The organism is Enterobacter sp. FB (assembly GCF_000805795.1).
GTDB lineage: Bacteria > Pseudomonadota > Gammaproteobacteria > Enterobacterales > Enterobacteriaceae > Enterobacter > Enterobacter roggenkampii.
On the sequence record NZ_JSZC01000013.1, the window covers coordinates 2339084 to 2354501 of the forward strand.

Below are 15418 nucleotides of genomic sequence, written 5' to 3' on the forward strand. Positions count from 1 at the left end.
ATGACAACTCGATTTCCCCTGATATTACTGCTTAATGTCGCCGGTCTGGCGCTTTTCTTCTCCTGGTATATCCCGGCGAATCATGGTTTCTGGTTCCCCCTGGATTCTGGCATCTTTCACTTCTTCAACCAGGCGCTGGTGAAGAGCGACGCATTCCTGTGGCTGGTGGCCATCACCAACAACCGCGCCTTCGACGGCTTCTCGCTGCTGGCCATGGGCTGCCTGATGCTCTCTTTCTGGCTGAAAGAGGATAAAGCGGGACGTCGGCGTATTCTGATTATCGGTCTGGTAATGCTGCTGTTTGCTGTCGTCATTAATCAGCTGGCTACCGCGATTATTCCGGTTAAGCGTTCCAGCCCTACGCTCTTTTTCACCGATATTTATCGCGTCAGTGAGCTGCTGCATATTCCAACAAAAGATGCGTCGAAGGACAGTTTCCCCGGCGATCACGGCATGATGCTGCTCATTTTTTCCGCAGTCATGCTTCGCTATTTCGGCCGAAAAGCGTTTGCCATAGCCCTGATTATTTTTGTGGTTTTTGCCTTCCCGCGCGTAATGATTGGCGCTCACTGGTTCACCGATATTGCTGTCGGTTCGCTCTCCGTTGCGCTGATTGCGCTGCCGTGGTGTTTAATGACCCCGCTGAGCGACAGGATAATAGCGTTGTTCGATCGCTATCTTCCCGGTAGAGCGCAACAACAATTAAACAAATAACTAACCTAAATTAACGTGAGCTATCAGGGATCGACATGATCCCCGATAGCCTTCCCGCCACGATCTTTTCCCTCTGTCATATTCTTGTCATCACATTCATGATAAAAATGAAGCAATTGCGCGATCACGCGTCGGATCTGACCGCATTTTAAGCAATTACGGATTTTTACTTTCTGTATCACATTTTCTTATAAAAAAAAGGCTTTTTTTACTCGCAATACCCCTGGCAATCGGTTAATCTCGAACTCGTTTTGCCCCATAGGGATAATTATTTCGATGGTGAATAATTTTGTGCGCTATGCCACAAATGTGACCAGAAAGAATTGTCTCGATGTGAACAGATAATTAGTCTCGTCACGTTTGGCATTTTTATAACGATATTTGTCGTTAAGGACTTCAAGGGAAAATAAACAAAATGGTCAAATCTCAACCGTTTCTGAGATATATCTTGCGGGGGATCCCGGCGATAGCAGTCGCGGTACTGTTATCTGCATGTAGTACATCGAACACCGCGAAGAATATGCATCCTGAGACGCGTGTTGTGGGAATGGAAGATTCCTCTTCACTGCAAGCCTCTCAGGATGAATTTGAAAATATGGTACGTAATCTGGACGTGAAGTCCCGCATTATGGACCAGTATGCTGACTGGAAAGGCGTGCGTTATCGTCTTGGCGGCAGCACGAAAACAGGTATTGATTGTTCCGGTTTTGTACAGCGTACGTTCCGCGAGCAATTTGGGTTAGATCTTCCGCGTTCAACCTATGAACAGCAGGAGATGGGCAAGTCGATTTCACGTACCAAACTGCGCACCGGTGATTTAGTTCTGTTCCGTGCCGGTTCTACAGGTCGACATGTTGGCATCTACATTGGTAATGACCAGTTCGTACATGCCTCCACCAGTAGCGGTGTGACCATTTCCAGCATGAACGAACCGTACTGGAAGAAGCGTTATAACGAAGCGCGCCGCGTACTGACCCGCAGTTAATATAACTATTGTATCGTTGGTTATCCCTTGGCTGGCGATATGATGAAAAAAAGCACTGCTTCGGCAGTGTTTTTTTTTGCCCGTTACACTGAATACATCAAGCGGCTTTTCAGGAATCACGACGTCTATGCTCACCCGCTACTTCTCCAGTAATCGTAAAATACTGATCCTCAGTATTATCACGGGTCTCATCACCGCCCTGCTCCTGGGTTCCCTGCAATTTTCGTGGAGTTACCACAAGCGGGAAGTCAAATTCGACACCCTGGTGAATGATGTGAGCGCCTACATGGGGAGCTATTTCGAAGACCTAAAAAAAGCGGTCAATGTCCTCCAGCCTCTCACGCTGAACACGTGCCAGGACGTCAACCAGGAACTCACCTCACGCGCGGCCTTCAGCATTAACGTTCGCGCCTTCCTGCTGGTCCGGGACAAGATGGCATTCTGCTCCTCGGCAACAGGCCCGATGAATGCCCCGATGGAGACGCTCATACCTGAGCTGAACATCAATAAACAGATCGATATGGCGTTGCTTCCGGGTACCCCCATGCTGCCTGATGAACCTGCGATTGCGATCTGGTACCGCAACCCATTAGTGAAGGACGGCGGGGTGTTCACTTCTGTGAATATTAATCTGACGCCTTACCTGCTTTATACTGAGCGCCAGGACGAGTTCGCGGGTATCGCTATCATTATCGGCGATAACGCCTTGTCGACGCGGTCCAGCACGCTGGTTCATACCCGCGACTTGCATGACATCCCGGTCCGCACGGCGACGCTGAAAGACCTCCCCCTGACCATCAACCTGTATGCGGACGCATGGACCAGCGATGAAATTCTCTACGCGCTGTTCTTCGGGCTGGTATGCGGTATTTGTGCCGGATCGCTTAACTACTACATCCTCAGCATTCGGCTCAACCCGGGTAAAGAAATTTTAAGCGCTATCAAGCGCGGTCAGTTTTATGTGGTTTATCAGCCCGTCGTCGATGCCAAATCGCTCAGGATGACCGGGCTTGAAGTCCTGATGCGCTGGAAACACCCGACAATGGGGGAAATTCCGCCGGACGCGTTTATCAATTTTGCCGAAGCACAGAAGCTGATTGTCCCGCTGACGCTGCATCTCTTTGACCTTATCATTCACGATGCTCCCGTTTTACAAACGCTGTTACCTCCGGGCGCAAAGGTGGGTATTAACATTGCACCGGGGCATCTGCATGCGGAAAGCTTCAAGGACGATATGCGCACCTTTAAAGCCCTGCTGCCGCCGGATTACTTCCAGATCGTGCTGGAAATTACCGAGCGCGATATGCTCAACCATCGGGAGGCCAACACCCTTTTCGAATGGCTGCATAACGAAGGGTTTGAAATCGCCATTGATGATTTTGGTACCGGCCACAGCGCGCTGATTTACCTTGAGCATTTCACCATGGACTACCTCAAAATCGACCGTGGTTTTGTTAATGCGATCGGTACCGAGACCGTGACGTCGCCGGTGCTGGATGCTGTTCTGACGCTGGCAAGACGACTGAATATGTCGACCGTCGCCGAAGGGGTAGAGACGCCGGAACAGGCGGCCTGGCTGCGCGAACACGGCGTTAACTTCCTGCAGGGATACTGGATTAGCCGCCCGATGCCGCTGGCGCAGTTCCGCGAATGGCGGCCTGATATTTCGCCCGAAGGCGATTAATTTCACATTGCCCGTGACGTCACTTATTATTCAGCTTAACCGAGCCGGTCTGTAGAGAGGGAGCTGCCGCGAGATGCTTATGCGCTTTATGTTGCTGATGTTGGCATTCACGAGCCTGTCCAGCCAGGCGCAAACCATCAAAGAGAATATCGCCTTCGCGGTGATTGGCGAGCCGAAATACGCGGTCAATTTTACGCACTTCGATTACGTCAACCCAGCCGCGCCAAAAGGCGGTAAGGTCACGCTTTCCGCCACGGGAACCTTCGACAACTTCAACCGCTACGCCCTGCGCGGCGTGGCGGCCGCGCGAACGGAATCGCTTTACGATACGCTCTTTGTCACCTCCGATGACGAGCCCGGCAGCTACTATCCGCTGATTGCCGAGAACGTGCGTTACGCCGATAACTTCGCCTGGGCGGAAATCTCGCTGAACCCGCGGGCACGTTTTCACGATGGCACACCGGTGAAGGCCAGCGACGTTGCGTTCACCTTCCATAAATTCATGACCGAAGGCGTCCCCCAGTTCCGCATCGTATATAAAGGCGCGTCGGTCAGAGCCATCGCGCCGCTCACTGTGCGCATTGAGCTGAGCGAACCGAACAAAGAGAATATGCTCAGCCTGTTCTCGCTGCCGGTGATGCCGGAATCGTTCTGGAAAAATCATAAGCTGAGCGACCCGCTTTCAACGCCTCCACTGGCTGGCGGCCCCTACCGCATTACCGACTGGCGCATGGGGCAATATGTCGTCTATTCCCGCGTCAAAGACTACTGGGCGGCCAATCTGCCGGTCAACCGCGGGCGCTGGAACTTCGACACCCTTCGCTATGATTACTACCTCGACGATAACGTGGCGTTTGAAGCGTTTAAAGCCGGGGCATTCGATTTGCGCGTCGAGAGCAGCGCCAAAAACTGGGCGACCCGCTATATCGGCAAAAATTTCGCCAAAGGCTATATCGTCAAAGACGAACACAAAAATGAATCTGCCCAGGACACCCGCTGGCTGGCGTTTAATATTCAGCGTCCGGTATTTAATGACCGCCGGGTGCGGGAAGCCATCTCCCTGGCCTTTGATTTTGAGTGGATGAACAAAGCGCTGTTTTACGGGGCTTATAGCCGCGCCAACAGCTATTTTCAGAATACCGAATACGCCGCGCGCGATTATCCGAAAGCCGACGAGCTGGTACTGCTGGCCCCCCTTAAAGCAGAGGTACCGCCAGAGGTGTTTACAACGGTGTTTCAGCCGCCTGCTTCAAACGGTGACGGTTACGACCGCGACAACCTGCTCAAAGCCAGCAAGCTGCTGGATGACGCAGGCTGGCACCTGAAGAACCAAAAACGTGTGGATGCCAAAACGGGCAAGCCACTCAGCTTTGAGCTGCTGCTCTCGTCCGGGGGCAACGACCAGTGGGTGCTGCCGTTTAAGCACAACCTTGAGCGGCTGGGCGTGACCATGAACATTCGCCAGGTCGATAACGCGCAGATCACCAGCCGCATGCGCAGCCGTGATTACGACATGATGCAGCGCCTGTGGCCCGCGCAGCCGTGGCCTAGCTCGGACCTGCAAATCTCCTGGGCCTCCAGCTACATCGACTCCTCGTACAATGCGCCGGGGGTAAAAAGCCCGGCGATTGATGCGCTCATTGCGAAAATCGTGGCGGCGCAGGGGGAAAAAGACAAGCTCGTGCCGCTCGGGCGCGCCCTCGACAGGGTCTTAACCTGGAACTACTACATGCTGCCGATGTGGTATATGGGCGAAGATCGCCTTGCGCGCTGGGATAAGTTCTCCGTGCCTGCCGTGCGCCCGGTCTATTCTCTGGGCTTTGACACCTGGTGGTATGACGTTAACAAAGCCGCCAGACTTCCCGCTGAGCGGCGATAAGGAATTATCATGGGTGCCTATCTTCTCCGCCGTCTGCTGCTGGTCATCCCCACCCTGTGGGCCATTATCACGATTAACTTTTTTATCGTGCAAATCGCTCCCGGTGGGCCGGTCGATCAGGCCATTGCCGCCATTGAATTTGGCAACAGCGGCGGCATGCCGGGCGGCGGCGGTGAAGGGATGGGCGCCAGCCATGCGCGAACTGGCGTAGGGAATATCAGCGAAAGCCATTACCGCGGGGGACGCGGGCTGGATCCGGAAGTGATCGCCGAGATCACCCACCGCTACGGCTTTGATAAACCGATTCACGAGCGCTATTTCAAAATGCTCTGGGATTACATCCGCTTTGATTTTGGCGATAGCCTGTTCCGCAGTGCGTCAGTGCTGACGCTGATCAAGCAAAGCCTGCCGGTTTCGATCACGCTCGGGCTGTGGGGTACGCTGATCATCTATCTGGTCTCTATACCGCTTGGGATCCGCAAAGCGGTGTACAACGGCAGCCGGTTCGATATCTGGAGCAGCACGTTCATCATTATCGGCTATGCCATCCCGGCGTTTCTGTTCGCCGTTCTGCTGATCGTCTTTTTTGCCGGGGGCAGTTATTTTGATCTCTTCCCGCTGCGGGGGCTCGTCTCCGCCGATTTCAGCTCCCTGCCGTGGTACCAGAAAATCACCGACTACCTCTGGCATATCACGCTGCCGGTTCTGGCCACGGTCATTGGCGGGTTTGCGGCCCTGACCATGTTGACCAAAAACGCCTTTCTCGATGAAATTCGTAAACAGTACGTCGTCACGGCCCGCGCTAAAGGCGTGAGCGAGAAGCAGATCATGTGGAAGCACGTGTTCCGCAACGCCATGCTGCTGGTGATCGCCGGATTTCCGGCCACGTTCATCAGTATGTTTTTTACCGGCTCGCTGCTGATAGAGGTGATGTTCTCGCTTAACGGTCTGGGCCTGCTGGGCTATGAGGCCACCGTGTCGCGTGATTATCCGGTAATGTTCGGCACGCTCTATATTTTCACCCTGATTGGCCTGCTGCTGAATATCATCAGCGATATCAGCTATACGCTGGTCGATCCCCGAATCGATTTTGAGGGCCGATGATGCCGCGTTTAAGCCCCGTCAACCAGGCCCGCTGGGCCCGCTTTCGCCACAACCGCCGCGGCTACTGGTCGCTGTGGATTTTTGCCGTGCTGTTTGTCTTAAGCCTGTTTTCAGAACTGATCGCTAACGATAAACCGCTGCTGGTGCATTTTAACGACCGCTGGTACGTGCCGGTCATCGCCAATTACAGCGAAAGCGACTTTGGCGGCCCGTTTGCGACGCCGGCGGAGTACCAGGATCCATGGCTTCGCCAGCAGATTGAGCAGCACGGCTGGGCGCTCTGGGCGCCGGTGCGTTTTGGCGCAAACAGCATTAACTTCGCCACCACGACCCCCTTCCCTTCCCCGCCCTCCGCGCAAAACTGGCTGGGAACGGATGCTAACGGCGGCGACGTGCTGGCACGCATCCTGTACGGCACGCGAATCTCGCTTCTCTTTGGACTGATGCTGACGCTCTTCTCAAGCGTGATGGGCGTCGTGGCGGGCGCCGTTCAGGGTTACTACGGCGGGAAGATTGACCTGTGGTGTCAGCGGATTATTGAAGTCTGGTCAGGCATGCCGACGCTGTTTCTGATCATCCTGCTTTCCAGCGTCGTACAGCCCAACTTCTGGTGGCTATTAGGCATTACCGTCCTGTTCGGCTGGATGGCGCTGGTCGGTGTGGTCAGGGCCGAGTTTCTGCGCACCCGTAATTTCGACTATATTCGCGCCGCGCAGGCGCTTGGCGTGAGCGACCGCGGGATCATCTTCCGCCATATGCTGCCCAACGCCGTGGTGGCAACGCTCACCTTCCTGCCGTTTATTCTGTGCAGCTCCATCACCACCCTCACCTCACTGGATTTTCTCGGTTTCGGGCTACCGTTGGGTTCCCCGTCGCTCGGCGAACTGCTGCTGCAGGGCAAGAACAACCTGCAGGCGCCGTGGTTAGGCATCGCCGCCTTTCTTTCCGTGGCCGTGCTGCTGTCGCTGCTGATTTTTATTGGCGAAGCCGTGCGCGATGCCTTTGATCCTAACAAGGCGGTTTAAAATGACCCAGCCTCTGCTCCGTATTGATAACCTGTCGATTGCTTTTTCAAAGCAGGACGAGACGCGCACCGTGGTCAGCGACCTGACGCTGCAGATCCAGCGCGGTGAAACGCTGGCCCTGGTGGGTGAGTCGGGTTCAGGCAAGAGCGTTTCGGCGCTCTCCATCCTGCGGCTGCTGCCTTCTCCGCCGGTAAGCTACCCGCAAGGGGATATCCTTTTTCACGGCCGTTCGCTGCTGCACGCCGACGAACAGACCCTGCGCGGCATTCGCGGCAACAAAATCGCGATGATCTTCCAGGAGCCGATGGTGTCGCTTAACCCTCTGCACAGCCTGGAAAAACAGCTCTATGAAGTGCTCTCCCTGCACCGTGGGATGCGCAAAGAGGCCGCGCGGGGAGAAATTCTGGATTGTCTTGAACGCACAGGCATACGCAATGCGGCCAAACGGCTGAATGATTTTCCGCATCAGCTCTCCGGCGGCGAACGCCAGCGCGTGATGATCGCCATGGCGCTGCTGACGCGCCCCGAGCTGTTGATTGCCGACGAACCCACAACGGCGCTGGACGTGACGGTACAGGCGCAAATACTGACGCTGCTGCGGGACCTGCGTGACGAGCTGAACATGAGCCTGCTGTTTATCACGCACAACCTGAGCATTGTGAGAAAGCTGGCCGACAGCGTCGCGGTGATGCAAAACGGCCGCTGTGTTGAACAGAATGCGGCGTCCACGCTGTTGAGCGCGCCGCAACACCCCTATACGCAGCGCCTGCTCGACAGCGAACCCTCCGGCGACCCGGTTCCCCTCGACGCTGACAGCACGCCGCTGCTGCGCGTTGAGGATCTGTCCGTCTCGTTCCCGATCCGCAAAGGTATTCTGCGCCGCATTGTCGATCGCAACCCGGTGCTGAAAAACCTCCGCTTCTCGCTGCGCCCGGGCGAATCCCTCGGGCTGGTGGGCGAATCCGGCTCGGGTAAAAGCACCACCGGTCTGGCGCTGCTGCGCTTAATTGCCTCCCAGGGCGAAATCCTGTTTGACGGCATGCCGCTGCACCGCTGGAACCGGCGGCAGATGCTGCCCGTACGTCCTCGCATGCAGGTGGTCTTTCAGGATCCCAACTCCTCGCTTAACCCGCGGCTCAGCGTGTTACAGATTGTCGAAGAGGGCCTGCGCGTCCATCAGCCCGGCCTGAGCGCGCAGCAGCGCGAGCAGGAGGTCATGCGGGTAATGGTTGAAGTGGGTTTAGATCCCGAGACGCGCCACCGCTATCCTGCGGAATTTTCCGGCGGGCAGCGCCAGCGTATCGCCATTGCCCGCGCGCTGATCCTGAAACCAGAGCTGATTATTCTGGATGAACCGACGTCGTCTCTGGATAGGACCGTACAGGCGCAGATCCTGGCGCTGCTTAAAGGGCTACAGGAAAAGCACCGGCTGGCCTATATCTTTATCAGCCATGATTTGCAGGTGGTGCGGGCGTTATGCCATCAGGTGATTGTGTTGCGACAGGGAGAGGTGGTCGAGCAGGGAGAGTGCCAGCGCGTATTTAGCGCGCCATCGCAGCGCTACACGCGCCAGCTGTTGTCGTCAGACTAGCGCTCAGAATGGATACTGGCCGGAGAAAGGCTCTGCAATAGCAACGCCAAAATTTTTCAGGCGGCAGGTGGCAGCAAACTCGTCCTGGCTTTTCACAAACAGGCACGGCTCCCCTTCGCATTCCAGCACGGAGCTGTCCACTTCGATATCCGTCAGGGCCTGACTGAGACGCTCCATCACCCGCCATGCATTTTCATCGCTCGGGCTCAGCAGCTTGAGCGCCACCAGGCAGTTTTCACAGCCCGCGACGTTTTGCGGAATCGGTTCAACTTTCGAACCAGCAAAACCCGCCGACCAGCGATAGCTCTGGGGCAAGCGATGGACAATAGAAAGTTGTAATGTATTCACGTTCGTTCCCCGGAAGCAAAATTTACTTCACAATTTATTTACATTTATAGTAACACATCATCGCCAGCCTGCACTATTCAGCACTTTTTTATCGGTATTCAGGCTCGCGTCGGCGCTATATGTACCCGTTTCTGCGATCTAACTCAACCTTTTTGAATACAATGATGTGACTTTTTACACAAATAGATTTTACATAAAATAAACAAACACGGCATAAACGAACGGGGGTTTGGTTGATATGCATCAACAAAAAAGGCCCTGCCGGGCCTTCTCTGTGTTTTAGTGGGCCGCTTTTCGCGGTCGACTGGCGTAAAGATAGAAGAGTATCGAGCTGGTTGCGCAAAACGCCATCGCCCACAGCATGGGCCATGCCGTCGTAAAGGTGGCCATCGAAAGCAACGCGCCAACGATAGCGCCGATGCCGAAGCGGAACGTCCCCGCCAGGGAAGAGGCGGTCCCCGCCATGTGCGGGAACTCATCCAGAATCACCGCCATCGCATTGGACGACACCATCGACACGCAGCCGACAAAGGCCGCTACGCCGACCACCAGCGCCCAGAAGCCCACGCCCAGAAACGCGCTCACCACCAGCCAGATCGCCATCACAAACTGGATCCACAGCCCCGCGCGAAACATGTTCAGCGCCCCCACCCGCCGGACAAAGCGGCTGTTGATGATGGTCATGATGAACAGGAAGACGATATTAATCGCAAAGTAATAGCCGAAGTGCTGCGGCGACACGTGGTTAAGCTCGATGTAGACAAACGGCCCGGCGCTCAGGAAGGAGAACATTCCGGCGAAGCTGAACCCGCTTGCCAGCATATAGCTGAGCACGCGCTTGTGGCGAAACAGCGAGGCAAAGTTGCCGATGGTGGTACGGATGTGAAACTTCTGGCGGCGCTCGACGGGAAGCGTTTCATCTATAAAGAAGAAGATCATTGCCGAGGCCAGCAGCGCGGCCAGGGCCAGGATCCAGAAAATCACATGCCAGCTGAACCACACCAGCACCGCACCACCCGCCATTGGGGCCACCAGCGGCGCAATCGTCGTCACCAGCATGACAAACGACATCATGCGGGAGAACTCTTCCTTCGGGTAGATATCGCGCATCAGGGCGTTAATCACCACGCTTGCCGCTGCCGCCGCCAGACCGTGGAAGAAGCGCATGATGATCAGATGATCGATGGTCTGGGCCAGCGCGCAGGCAACCGCTGCGGCCGCAAAGACCAGCGTCCCGCCCAGAATGACGGGCTTGCGTCCAAGGCTGTCCGCCATCGGGCCATAAAACAGCTGGCCGAGGGCAAAGCCGAGAATATAGGTGCTGAGCGTCATCTGCGCGCTGCCCGCCGGGACGCCAAACTGCGCGGAAATGACCGGCAGCGCGGGCAGGTACATATCAATAGACAGCGGCATCAGCATGGCCAGCAGGCCAAGAATGAAGACGATTTTGAACGACGAGTGTGGCCTGGTGGTCACAGAGTTCTCCTGAAATTAGTGCGAAGGCAGACCGACGCTGGCGATCTCTTCTTCCGTTAACGGACGGTATTCGCCTGGCGCAAGGTCGGGATCGAGTTCAATCGCACCAATCCGTTCGCGATGCAGGCCTACAACGTGGTTCCCCACCGCGGCAAACATACGTTTCACCTGATGGTAGCGCCCTTCGCTGATGGTCAGACGGACCACCGTCGGGGTGATGACTTCAAGCACCGCCGGTTTAGTCAGATCTTTTTCATTATGCAGCTGCACGCCTTTCGCGAAGTGCTCTGCCGTGTCATCCGACACCGGTGACTCCAGCGTCACGAGATAGGTTTTCTCGCAGTGGTGGCGTGGAGAGGTGATGCGGTGCGACCACTGACCGTCGTCGGTCATCAGCACCAGACCGGTGGTGTCGATATCGAGGCGGCCTGCGGCATGCAGCTTGTGCGCCACCGGTTCGTCGAGGAAATAGAGCACCGTCGGGTGATCCGGATCGTCCGTTGAGCAGACGTAGCCTTCCGGCTTATTGAGCATGAAGTAGCGAGGACCGTGCTGCTGGGTCAGCGGATTGCCGTCATACTCCACCTGATGGTCAGGTTGCAGTTTGAACGCGCTGTCTCTCACAATGTCGCCATCCACGGTAACGCGGCTGGCGCGAATTTCGCGCCCGGCAATAGCGCGGCTTACGCCGAGTTGCTGAGCGATAAACTTATCAAGTCGCATGAAATCTTTTTAGCCTTAATGGTGCAGGAAGTCGGACAACAGGTCCGAAAATAGAAGCAGTCTGGAACGGTTCAGTATAATGGTCTGGTTGCGCCACTCAAGGGAAAAAGTTTCGTGGCATACTATCTATACCCTAAATAATTCGAGTTGCATGAAGGCGGCAAAGGAGTGAATCCCCGGGAGCTTACATAAGTAAGTGACCGGGGTGAACGAGTGCAGCCAACGCACAGGCAACTTGAAGTATGACGGGTATATGTGCGGAATAACAAAACCGAGACCCCATGACTTTTACACTTCGTCCCTATCAGCAGGAAGCCGTTGACGCCACCCTCGCCTGGTTCCGTAAACATCGCGAGCCGGCGGCGATTGTGCTCCCGACCGGTGCAGGCAAAAGCCTGGTCATTGCCGAACTGGCGCGTCTGGCCCGTGGCCGCGTGCTGGTGCTGGCGCACGTTAAAGAGCTCGTCGCGCAAAACCATGCCAAGTATTGTGCACTTGGACTGGAAGCCGACATTTTCGCCGCCGGTCTAAAGCGTAAAGAGAGCCACGGCAAGGTGGTGTTTGGCAGCGTGCAGTCGGTGGCCCGCAATCTGGATCTGTTTCGCAGCGAATTTTCGCTGCTGATTGTCGACGAGTGTCACCGCATCAGCGATGACGACGACAGCCAGTATCAGCAAATCCTGACGCACCTGAAAGACGTGAACCCTCACCTGCGCCTGCTGGGCCTGACGGCGACCCCGTTTCGTCTGGGTAAAGGCTGGATCTATCGTTACCATTATCACGGCATGGTGCGCGGCGATGACAAGGCCCTGTTTAGCGACTGCATCTACGAGCTTCCGCTGCGCTACATGATTAAACATGGCTACCTGACGCCACCTGAACGGCTGGATATGCCGGTGGTGCAGTACGATTTCAGCCGCCTGCAGGCGCAGAGCAACGGGTTATTCAGCGAAGCGGATCTTAACCAGGAGCTGAAAAAGCAAAAGCGCATTACGCCGCATATCATCAGCCAGATTGAGGAGTTCGCCGCGACGCGCAAAGGGGTGATGATCTTTGCCGCCACCGTTGAGCACGCGCGCGAAATCACCGGGTTACTGCCCTCCGGCGACGCGGCGCTCATCACCGGCGAGACGCCCGGCCCCGAGCGCGACCGCCTGATTGAGGCCTTTAAAGCCCAGCGGTTCCGCTATCTGGTTAACGTGTCGGTGTTGACCACCGGCTTTGACGCCCCGCACGTCGACCTGATCGCTATCTTGCGCCCGACCGAATCGGTCAGTCTGTATCAGCAAATTGTTGGCCGCGGTCTGCGTCTGGCGCCGGGGAAAACCGACTGCCTGATTCTGGATTATGCCGGTAACCCGCACGATCTCTATACGCCTGAGGTCGGCGCGCCAAAAGGAAAAAGCGACAACGTGCCCGTGCAGGTCTTTTGCTCTGCCTGCGGGTTTGCCAACACCTTCTGGGGCAAAACCACCGCCGACGGCACGCTGATCGAACATTTTGGCCGCCGCTGTCAGGGCTGGTTTGAGGATGATGAAGGGCATCGCGAGCAGTGCGATTTTCGTTTCCGCTTCAAAAACTGCCCGCAGTGCAACGCCGAAAATGACATTGCCGCTCGCCGCTGTCGGGAGTGCGACACGGTGCTGGTTGACCCGGACGACATGCTGAAAGCGGCGCTAAAGCTGAAAGATGCGCTGGTGCTGCGCTGTTCCGGCATGGCGCTGCAGCCCGGCGCCGATGAAAAAGGCGAATGGCTGAAAATCACCTATTACGACGAGGACGGGGCGGACGTCAGCGAGCGCTTCCGGGTCCAGACGCCTGCCCAGCGAACGGCCTTCGAACAGCTGTTTATTCGCCCGCACACCCGCACCCCGGGCGTGCCCCTGCGCTGGATCACCGTGGCCGATATCGTGCGCCAGCAGGTGTTGTTGCGCTATCCGGATTTTGTCGTCGCCCGTAAGAAAGGCCAGTACTGGCAGGTGCGCGAGAAGCTCTTTGACTACGAAGGTCGCTTCCGTCGCGCCAACGAATTGCGCGGTTAGCGGGACTTTTCATTGATGTGAGGGGCATTTGAGTATAAAATGCCGCCCGCTTCACATCCGTGAGGCAGAACACTCACCTGCTGCTGGGTCGCCTGTAGTAGGGTTTTAAATACAGAGAGAAATCAATGTTCACTATCGAAGCAGAAGTACGTAACGTGCAGGGTAAGGGTGCGAGCCGCCGCCTGCGTACCGCTAACAAGTTCCCGGCTATCGTTTACGGTGGCGAAGCTGCTCCAGTTGCAATCGAACTGGATCACGACAAACTGTGGAACCTGCAGACCAAAGCTGAATTCTACAGCGAAGTTCTGACCATCGTTGTTGGCGGTAAAGAAGAAAAAGTGAAAGTTCAGGCTGTTCAGCGTCACGCGTTCAAGCCAAAACTGACTCACATCGACTTCGTTCGCGCGTAATCGCAAACCTGTCGAAAAAAACCCCGCTTCTGCGGGGTTTTTTGTGCCTGCTATTTACCGCCCGAGGTGCGGCGCTGAAGCTGATCGCGCAGATTCGGCGGCGTACCTTTAATGGTCAGCGTATCGGTGGCCGGATCCCAGAAGATACGTTCCCCCAGCAGCATCGCATCAAAGTTGATGGTTAACCCGCCGCCGCTGCCGGCAAACTTGGTTAACTGACGCAGCGTGCTGCGATCCGCCGGGAAGCTCTCTTCAAGCTCATAGCCCTTCTCTGCGGTAAATTCCTGGAAGCTGACTTCGCTGACGCCCGCCAGCTCTTTTGACAGCGACTCCAGCTCAATCTCTTCCCCAGCCTGCAGCTGTTCGTTGCAGTAGCTGTAAACCTGCTGGCGCACCGTCTGGCGCTCAGATTTATCAAGCTGCGCTTCGGCTGTGAAATCGTCAACCGCCTGGAGCAGCCCTTTGTTCTGCGCTTTGGCGTTAAGCCCTTCACTGGCACCGAGGAAGTCCATGAAGAAATCCGCCACTTTGCGGCCCACGCGTCCCTTCAGGAAAGTCAGGTAGCGGGTCGACTCCGGGTTGGTTTCCCACTCGGTCAAATCAATACGCGCCACGATATCCGCATGGTTAATGTCCAGATAGTGCGTCGAGCTGATATCCAGCTGCTCGTTCACGCGCATGCTGCTTAAGTTATTCAGCACGGTAACCAGCAGGTACTCGACCGCCAGATAGCGGTAGTGGCAGAACAGCACGATCCCGCCGTCGGCGAACGGATATTTCGCCAGCTCATCGCGCAGACGCCCGGTTGCCGCACGGCTAAACGCCAGGAAATCCTCTTCACCCTGGCGCTGCAGGCGCAGGCTATCGGCCAGTTCACTCTCTTCGCTGAACAGCCCATAGGCTTTATTTTTGGCGCTGTAGACGCGATGCAGCTCTGCCATCATCTCCACAACGGTCGCCGTGGGTTCCAGTAACGAATCGCGCAGCACCACTTCAAGGGTTTGCTCATCGCGCTTGATAAGCTGGTGCAGGGCAATCTGGTTGATTTCCAGACTCATGATAAACTCTCCTTTTAGACCGGGCGGTATTCAACCACCACCAGGACATGTGTGCAACAACAGATAAAAAAGGGGAAAAAAAGCTGTTGCTACGGTAATATGTTGCCCTTTCATCAACAAACTGATTTTGATTTATGCCACAACATTCCCGCTACAGTGATGAACACGTTGAACAACTGCTCAGTGAGCTGGTCAACGTACTGGAAAAACATAAAACGCCGACCGATCTCTCCCTGATGGTTTTGGGAAATATGGTCACCAACCTGATTAACACCAGCGTTGCTCCGGCTCAGCGTCAGGCGATCGCAAAATCTTTCGCCCAGGCTTTACAGTCGTCCGTCAGCAACGACCCGGCCCATTAAGGGATACGAACAACAGT

General features: G+C 55.8%; 14 protein-coding genes. 10 read left to right on the top strand and 4 right to left on the bottom strand.

The window, feature by feature from the left end; translation table 11 throughout:
• From PI91_RS18180 to yejF, 7 genes are all read left to right on the top strand, one after another.
• Nucleotides 1–714 carry a phosphatase PAP2 family protein gene (locus PI91_RS18180; protein WP_023618663.1) on the top strand — a complete coding sequence of 238 codons (714 nt, stop codon included), beginning with the start codon at nt 1–3 and terminating at the stop codon, nt 712–714.
• 415 nt (nt 715–1129) lie between these two features.
• Nucleotides 1130–1699, top strand: a complete 570-nt coding sequence (mepS, locus tag PI91_RS18185; protein ID WP_008500946.1) for a bifunctional murein DD-endopeptidase/murein LD-carboxypeptidase — start codon at nt 1130–1132, stop codon at nt 1697–1699.
• 127 nt (nt 1700–1826) lie between these two features.
• Entirely contained in the window at nt 1827–3383 is a 1557-nt protein-coding gene (locus PI91_RS18190) for a cyclic di-GMP phosphodiesterase (RefSeq protein ID WP_008500947.1), read from the top strand.
• 73 nt (nt 3384–3456) lie between these two features.
• A complete protein-coding gene (locus tag PI91_RS18195) occupies nt 3457–5262 on the top strand; it encodes an extracellular solute-binding protein (protein ID WP_039266763.1) in 1806 nt (601 codons plus the stop codon).
• A 9-nt stretch (nt 5263–5271) separates the two neighbouring features.
• A complete protein-coding gene (locus PI91_RS18200; protein WP_008500949.1) occupies nt 5272–6366 on the top strand; it encodes a microcin C ABC transporter permease YejB in 1095 nt (364 codons plus the stop codon).
• Complete coding sequence (locus tag PI91_RS18205) at nt 6366–7391, top strand: ABC transporter permease (RefSeq protein ID WP_039266764.1); 1026 nt, start codon at nt 6366–6368, stop codon at nt 7389–7391. Before PI91_RS18200 ends, PI91_RS18205 begins: the two co-directional genes overlap by 1 nt.
• A 1-nt stretch (nt 7392) precedes the next feature.
• Nucleotides 7393–8982 carry a microcin C ABC transporter ATP-binding protein YejF gene (gene yejF / locus PI91_RS18210; protein ID WP_039266765.1) on the top strand — a complete coding sequence of 530 codons (1590 nt, stop codon included), beginning with the start codon at nt 7393–7395 and terminating at the stop codon, nt 8980–8982.
• 3 nt (nt 8983–8985) lie between these two features.
• Here yejF and PI91_RS18215 read toward each other — a convergent pair whose 3' ends face one another.
• From PI91_RS18215 to rsuA, 3 genes are all read right to left on the bottom strand, one after another.
• Nucleotides 8986–9330 (bottom strand): YejG family protein, encoded by a 345-nt coding sequence (locus PI91_RS18215; RefSeq protein ID WP_008500952.1) that lies wholly within the window; start codon nt 9328–9330, stop codon nt 8986–8988.
• A 279-nt stretch (nt 9331–9609) separates the two neighbouring features.
• Nucleotides 9610–10806 (bottom strand): Bcr/CflA family multidrug efflux MFS transporter, encoded by a 1197-nt coding sequence (locus tag PI91_RS18220; protein ID WP_039266768.1) that lies wholly within the window; start codon nt 10804–10806, stop codon nt 9610–9612.
• A gap of 15 nt (nt 10807–10821) precedes the next feature.
• A complete protein-coding gene (gene rsuA / locus PI91_RS18225) occupies nt 10822–11529 on the bottom strand; it encodes a 16S rRNA pseudouridine(516) synthase RsuA (protein ID WP_008500954.1) in 708 nt (235 codons plus the stop codon).
• A gap of 281 nt (nt 11530–11810) precedes the next feature.
• On the opposite strand from rsuA, the gene PI91_RS18230 reads away from it, so the two are divergent.
• Together PI91_RS18230 and rplY are read left to right on the top strand one after the other, a co-directional pair.
• Nucleotides 11811–13571 carry a DEAD/DEAH box helicase gene (locus PI91_RS18230; protein ID WP_039266769.1) on the top strand — a complete coding sequence of 587 codons (1761 nt, stop codon included), beginning with the start codon at nt 11811–11813 and terminating at the stop codon, nt 13569–13571.
• Between the two features lie 125 nt (nt 13572–13696).
• Nucleotides 13697–13981 (top strand): 50S ribosomal protein L25, encoded by a 285-nt coding sequence (gene rplY / locus PI91_RS18235; protein WP_008500956.1) that lies wholly within the window; start codon nt 13697–13699, stop codon nt 13979–13981.
• 50 nt (nt 13982–14031) lie between these two features.
• On the opposite strand, the gene yejK is transcribed toward rplY, so the two are convergent.
• Nucleotides 14032–15039 carry a nucleoid-associated protein YejK gene (gene yejK, locus PI91_RS18240; RefSeq protein WP_008500957.1) on the bottom strand — a complete coding sequence of 336 codons (1008 nt, stop codon included), beginning with the start codon at nt 15037–15039 and terminating at the stop codon, nt 14032–14034.
• Between the two features lie 134 nt (nt 15040–15173).
• On the opposite strand from yejK, the gene PI91_RS18245 reads away from it, so the two are divergent.
• Nucleotides 15174–15401: a YejL family protein gene (locus PI91_RS18245; RefSeq protein ID WP_008500958.1), complete on the top strand. Its 228-nt coding sequence runs from the start codon at nt 15174–15176 to the stop codon at nt 15399–15401.
• Nucleotides 15402–15418 lie beyond the last annotated feature (17 nt).

Bases quoted from the DNA above. Each gene is read 5' to 3' on its own strand.
- PI91_RS18230 (WP_039266769.1), top strand. From the start codon at position 11,811: ATGACTTTTACACTTCGTCCCTATCAGCAGGAAGCCGTTGACGCCACC.
- yejK (WP_008500957.1), bottom strand. From the start codon at position 15,039: ATGAGTCTGGAAATCAACCAGATTGCCCTGCACCAGCTTATCAAGCGC.
- PI91_RS18245 (WP_008500958.1), top strand. From the start codon at position 15,174: ATGCCACAACATTCCCGCTACAGTGATGAACACGTTGAACAACTGCTC.
- PI91_RS18195 (WP_039266763.1), top strand. From the start codon at position 3,457: ATGCTTATGCGCTTTATGTTGCTGATGTTGGCATTCACGAGCCTGTCC.
- mepS (WP_008500946.1), top strand. From the start codon at position 1,130: ATGGTCAAATCTCAACCGTTTCTGAGATATATCTTGCGGGGGATCCCG.
- PI91_RS18200 (WP_008500949.1), top strand. From the start codon at position 5,272: ATGGGTGCCTATCTTCTCCGCCGTCTGCTGCTGGTCATCCCCACCCTG.
- PI91_RS18205 (WP_039266764.1), top strand. From the start codon at position 6,366: ATGCCGCGTTTAAGCCCCGTCAACCAGGCCCGCTGGGCCCGCTTTCGC.
- rsuA (WP_008500954.1), bottom strand. From the start codon at position 11,529: ATGCGACTTGATAAGTTTATCGCTCAGCAACTCGGCGTAAGCCGCGCT.
- PI91_RS18180 (WP_023618663.1), top strand. From the start codon at position 1: ATGACAACTCGATTTCCCCTGATATTACTGCTTAATGTCGCCGGTCTG.
- rplY (WP_008500956.1), top strand. From the start codon at position 13,697: ATGTTCACTATCGAAGCAGAAGTACGTAACGTGCAGGGTAAGGGTGCG.
- yejF (WP_039266765.1), top strand. From the start codon at position 7,393: ATGACCCAGCCTCTGCTCCGTATTGATAACCTGTCGATTGCTTTTTCA.
- PI91_RS18190 (WP_008500947.1), top strand. From the start codon at position 1,827: ATGCTCACCCGCTACTTCTCCAGTAATCGTAAAATACTGATCCTCAGT.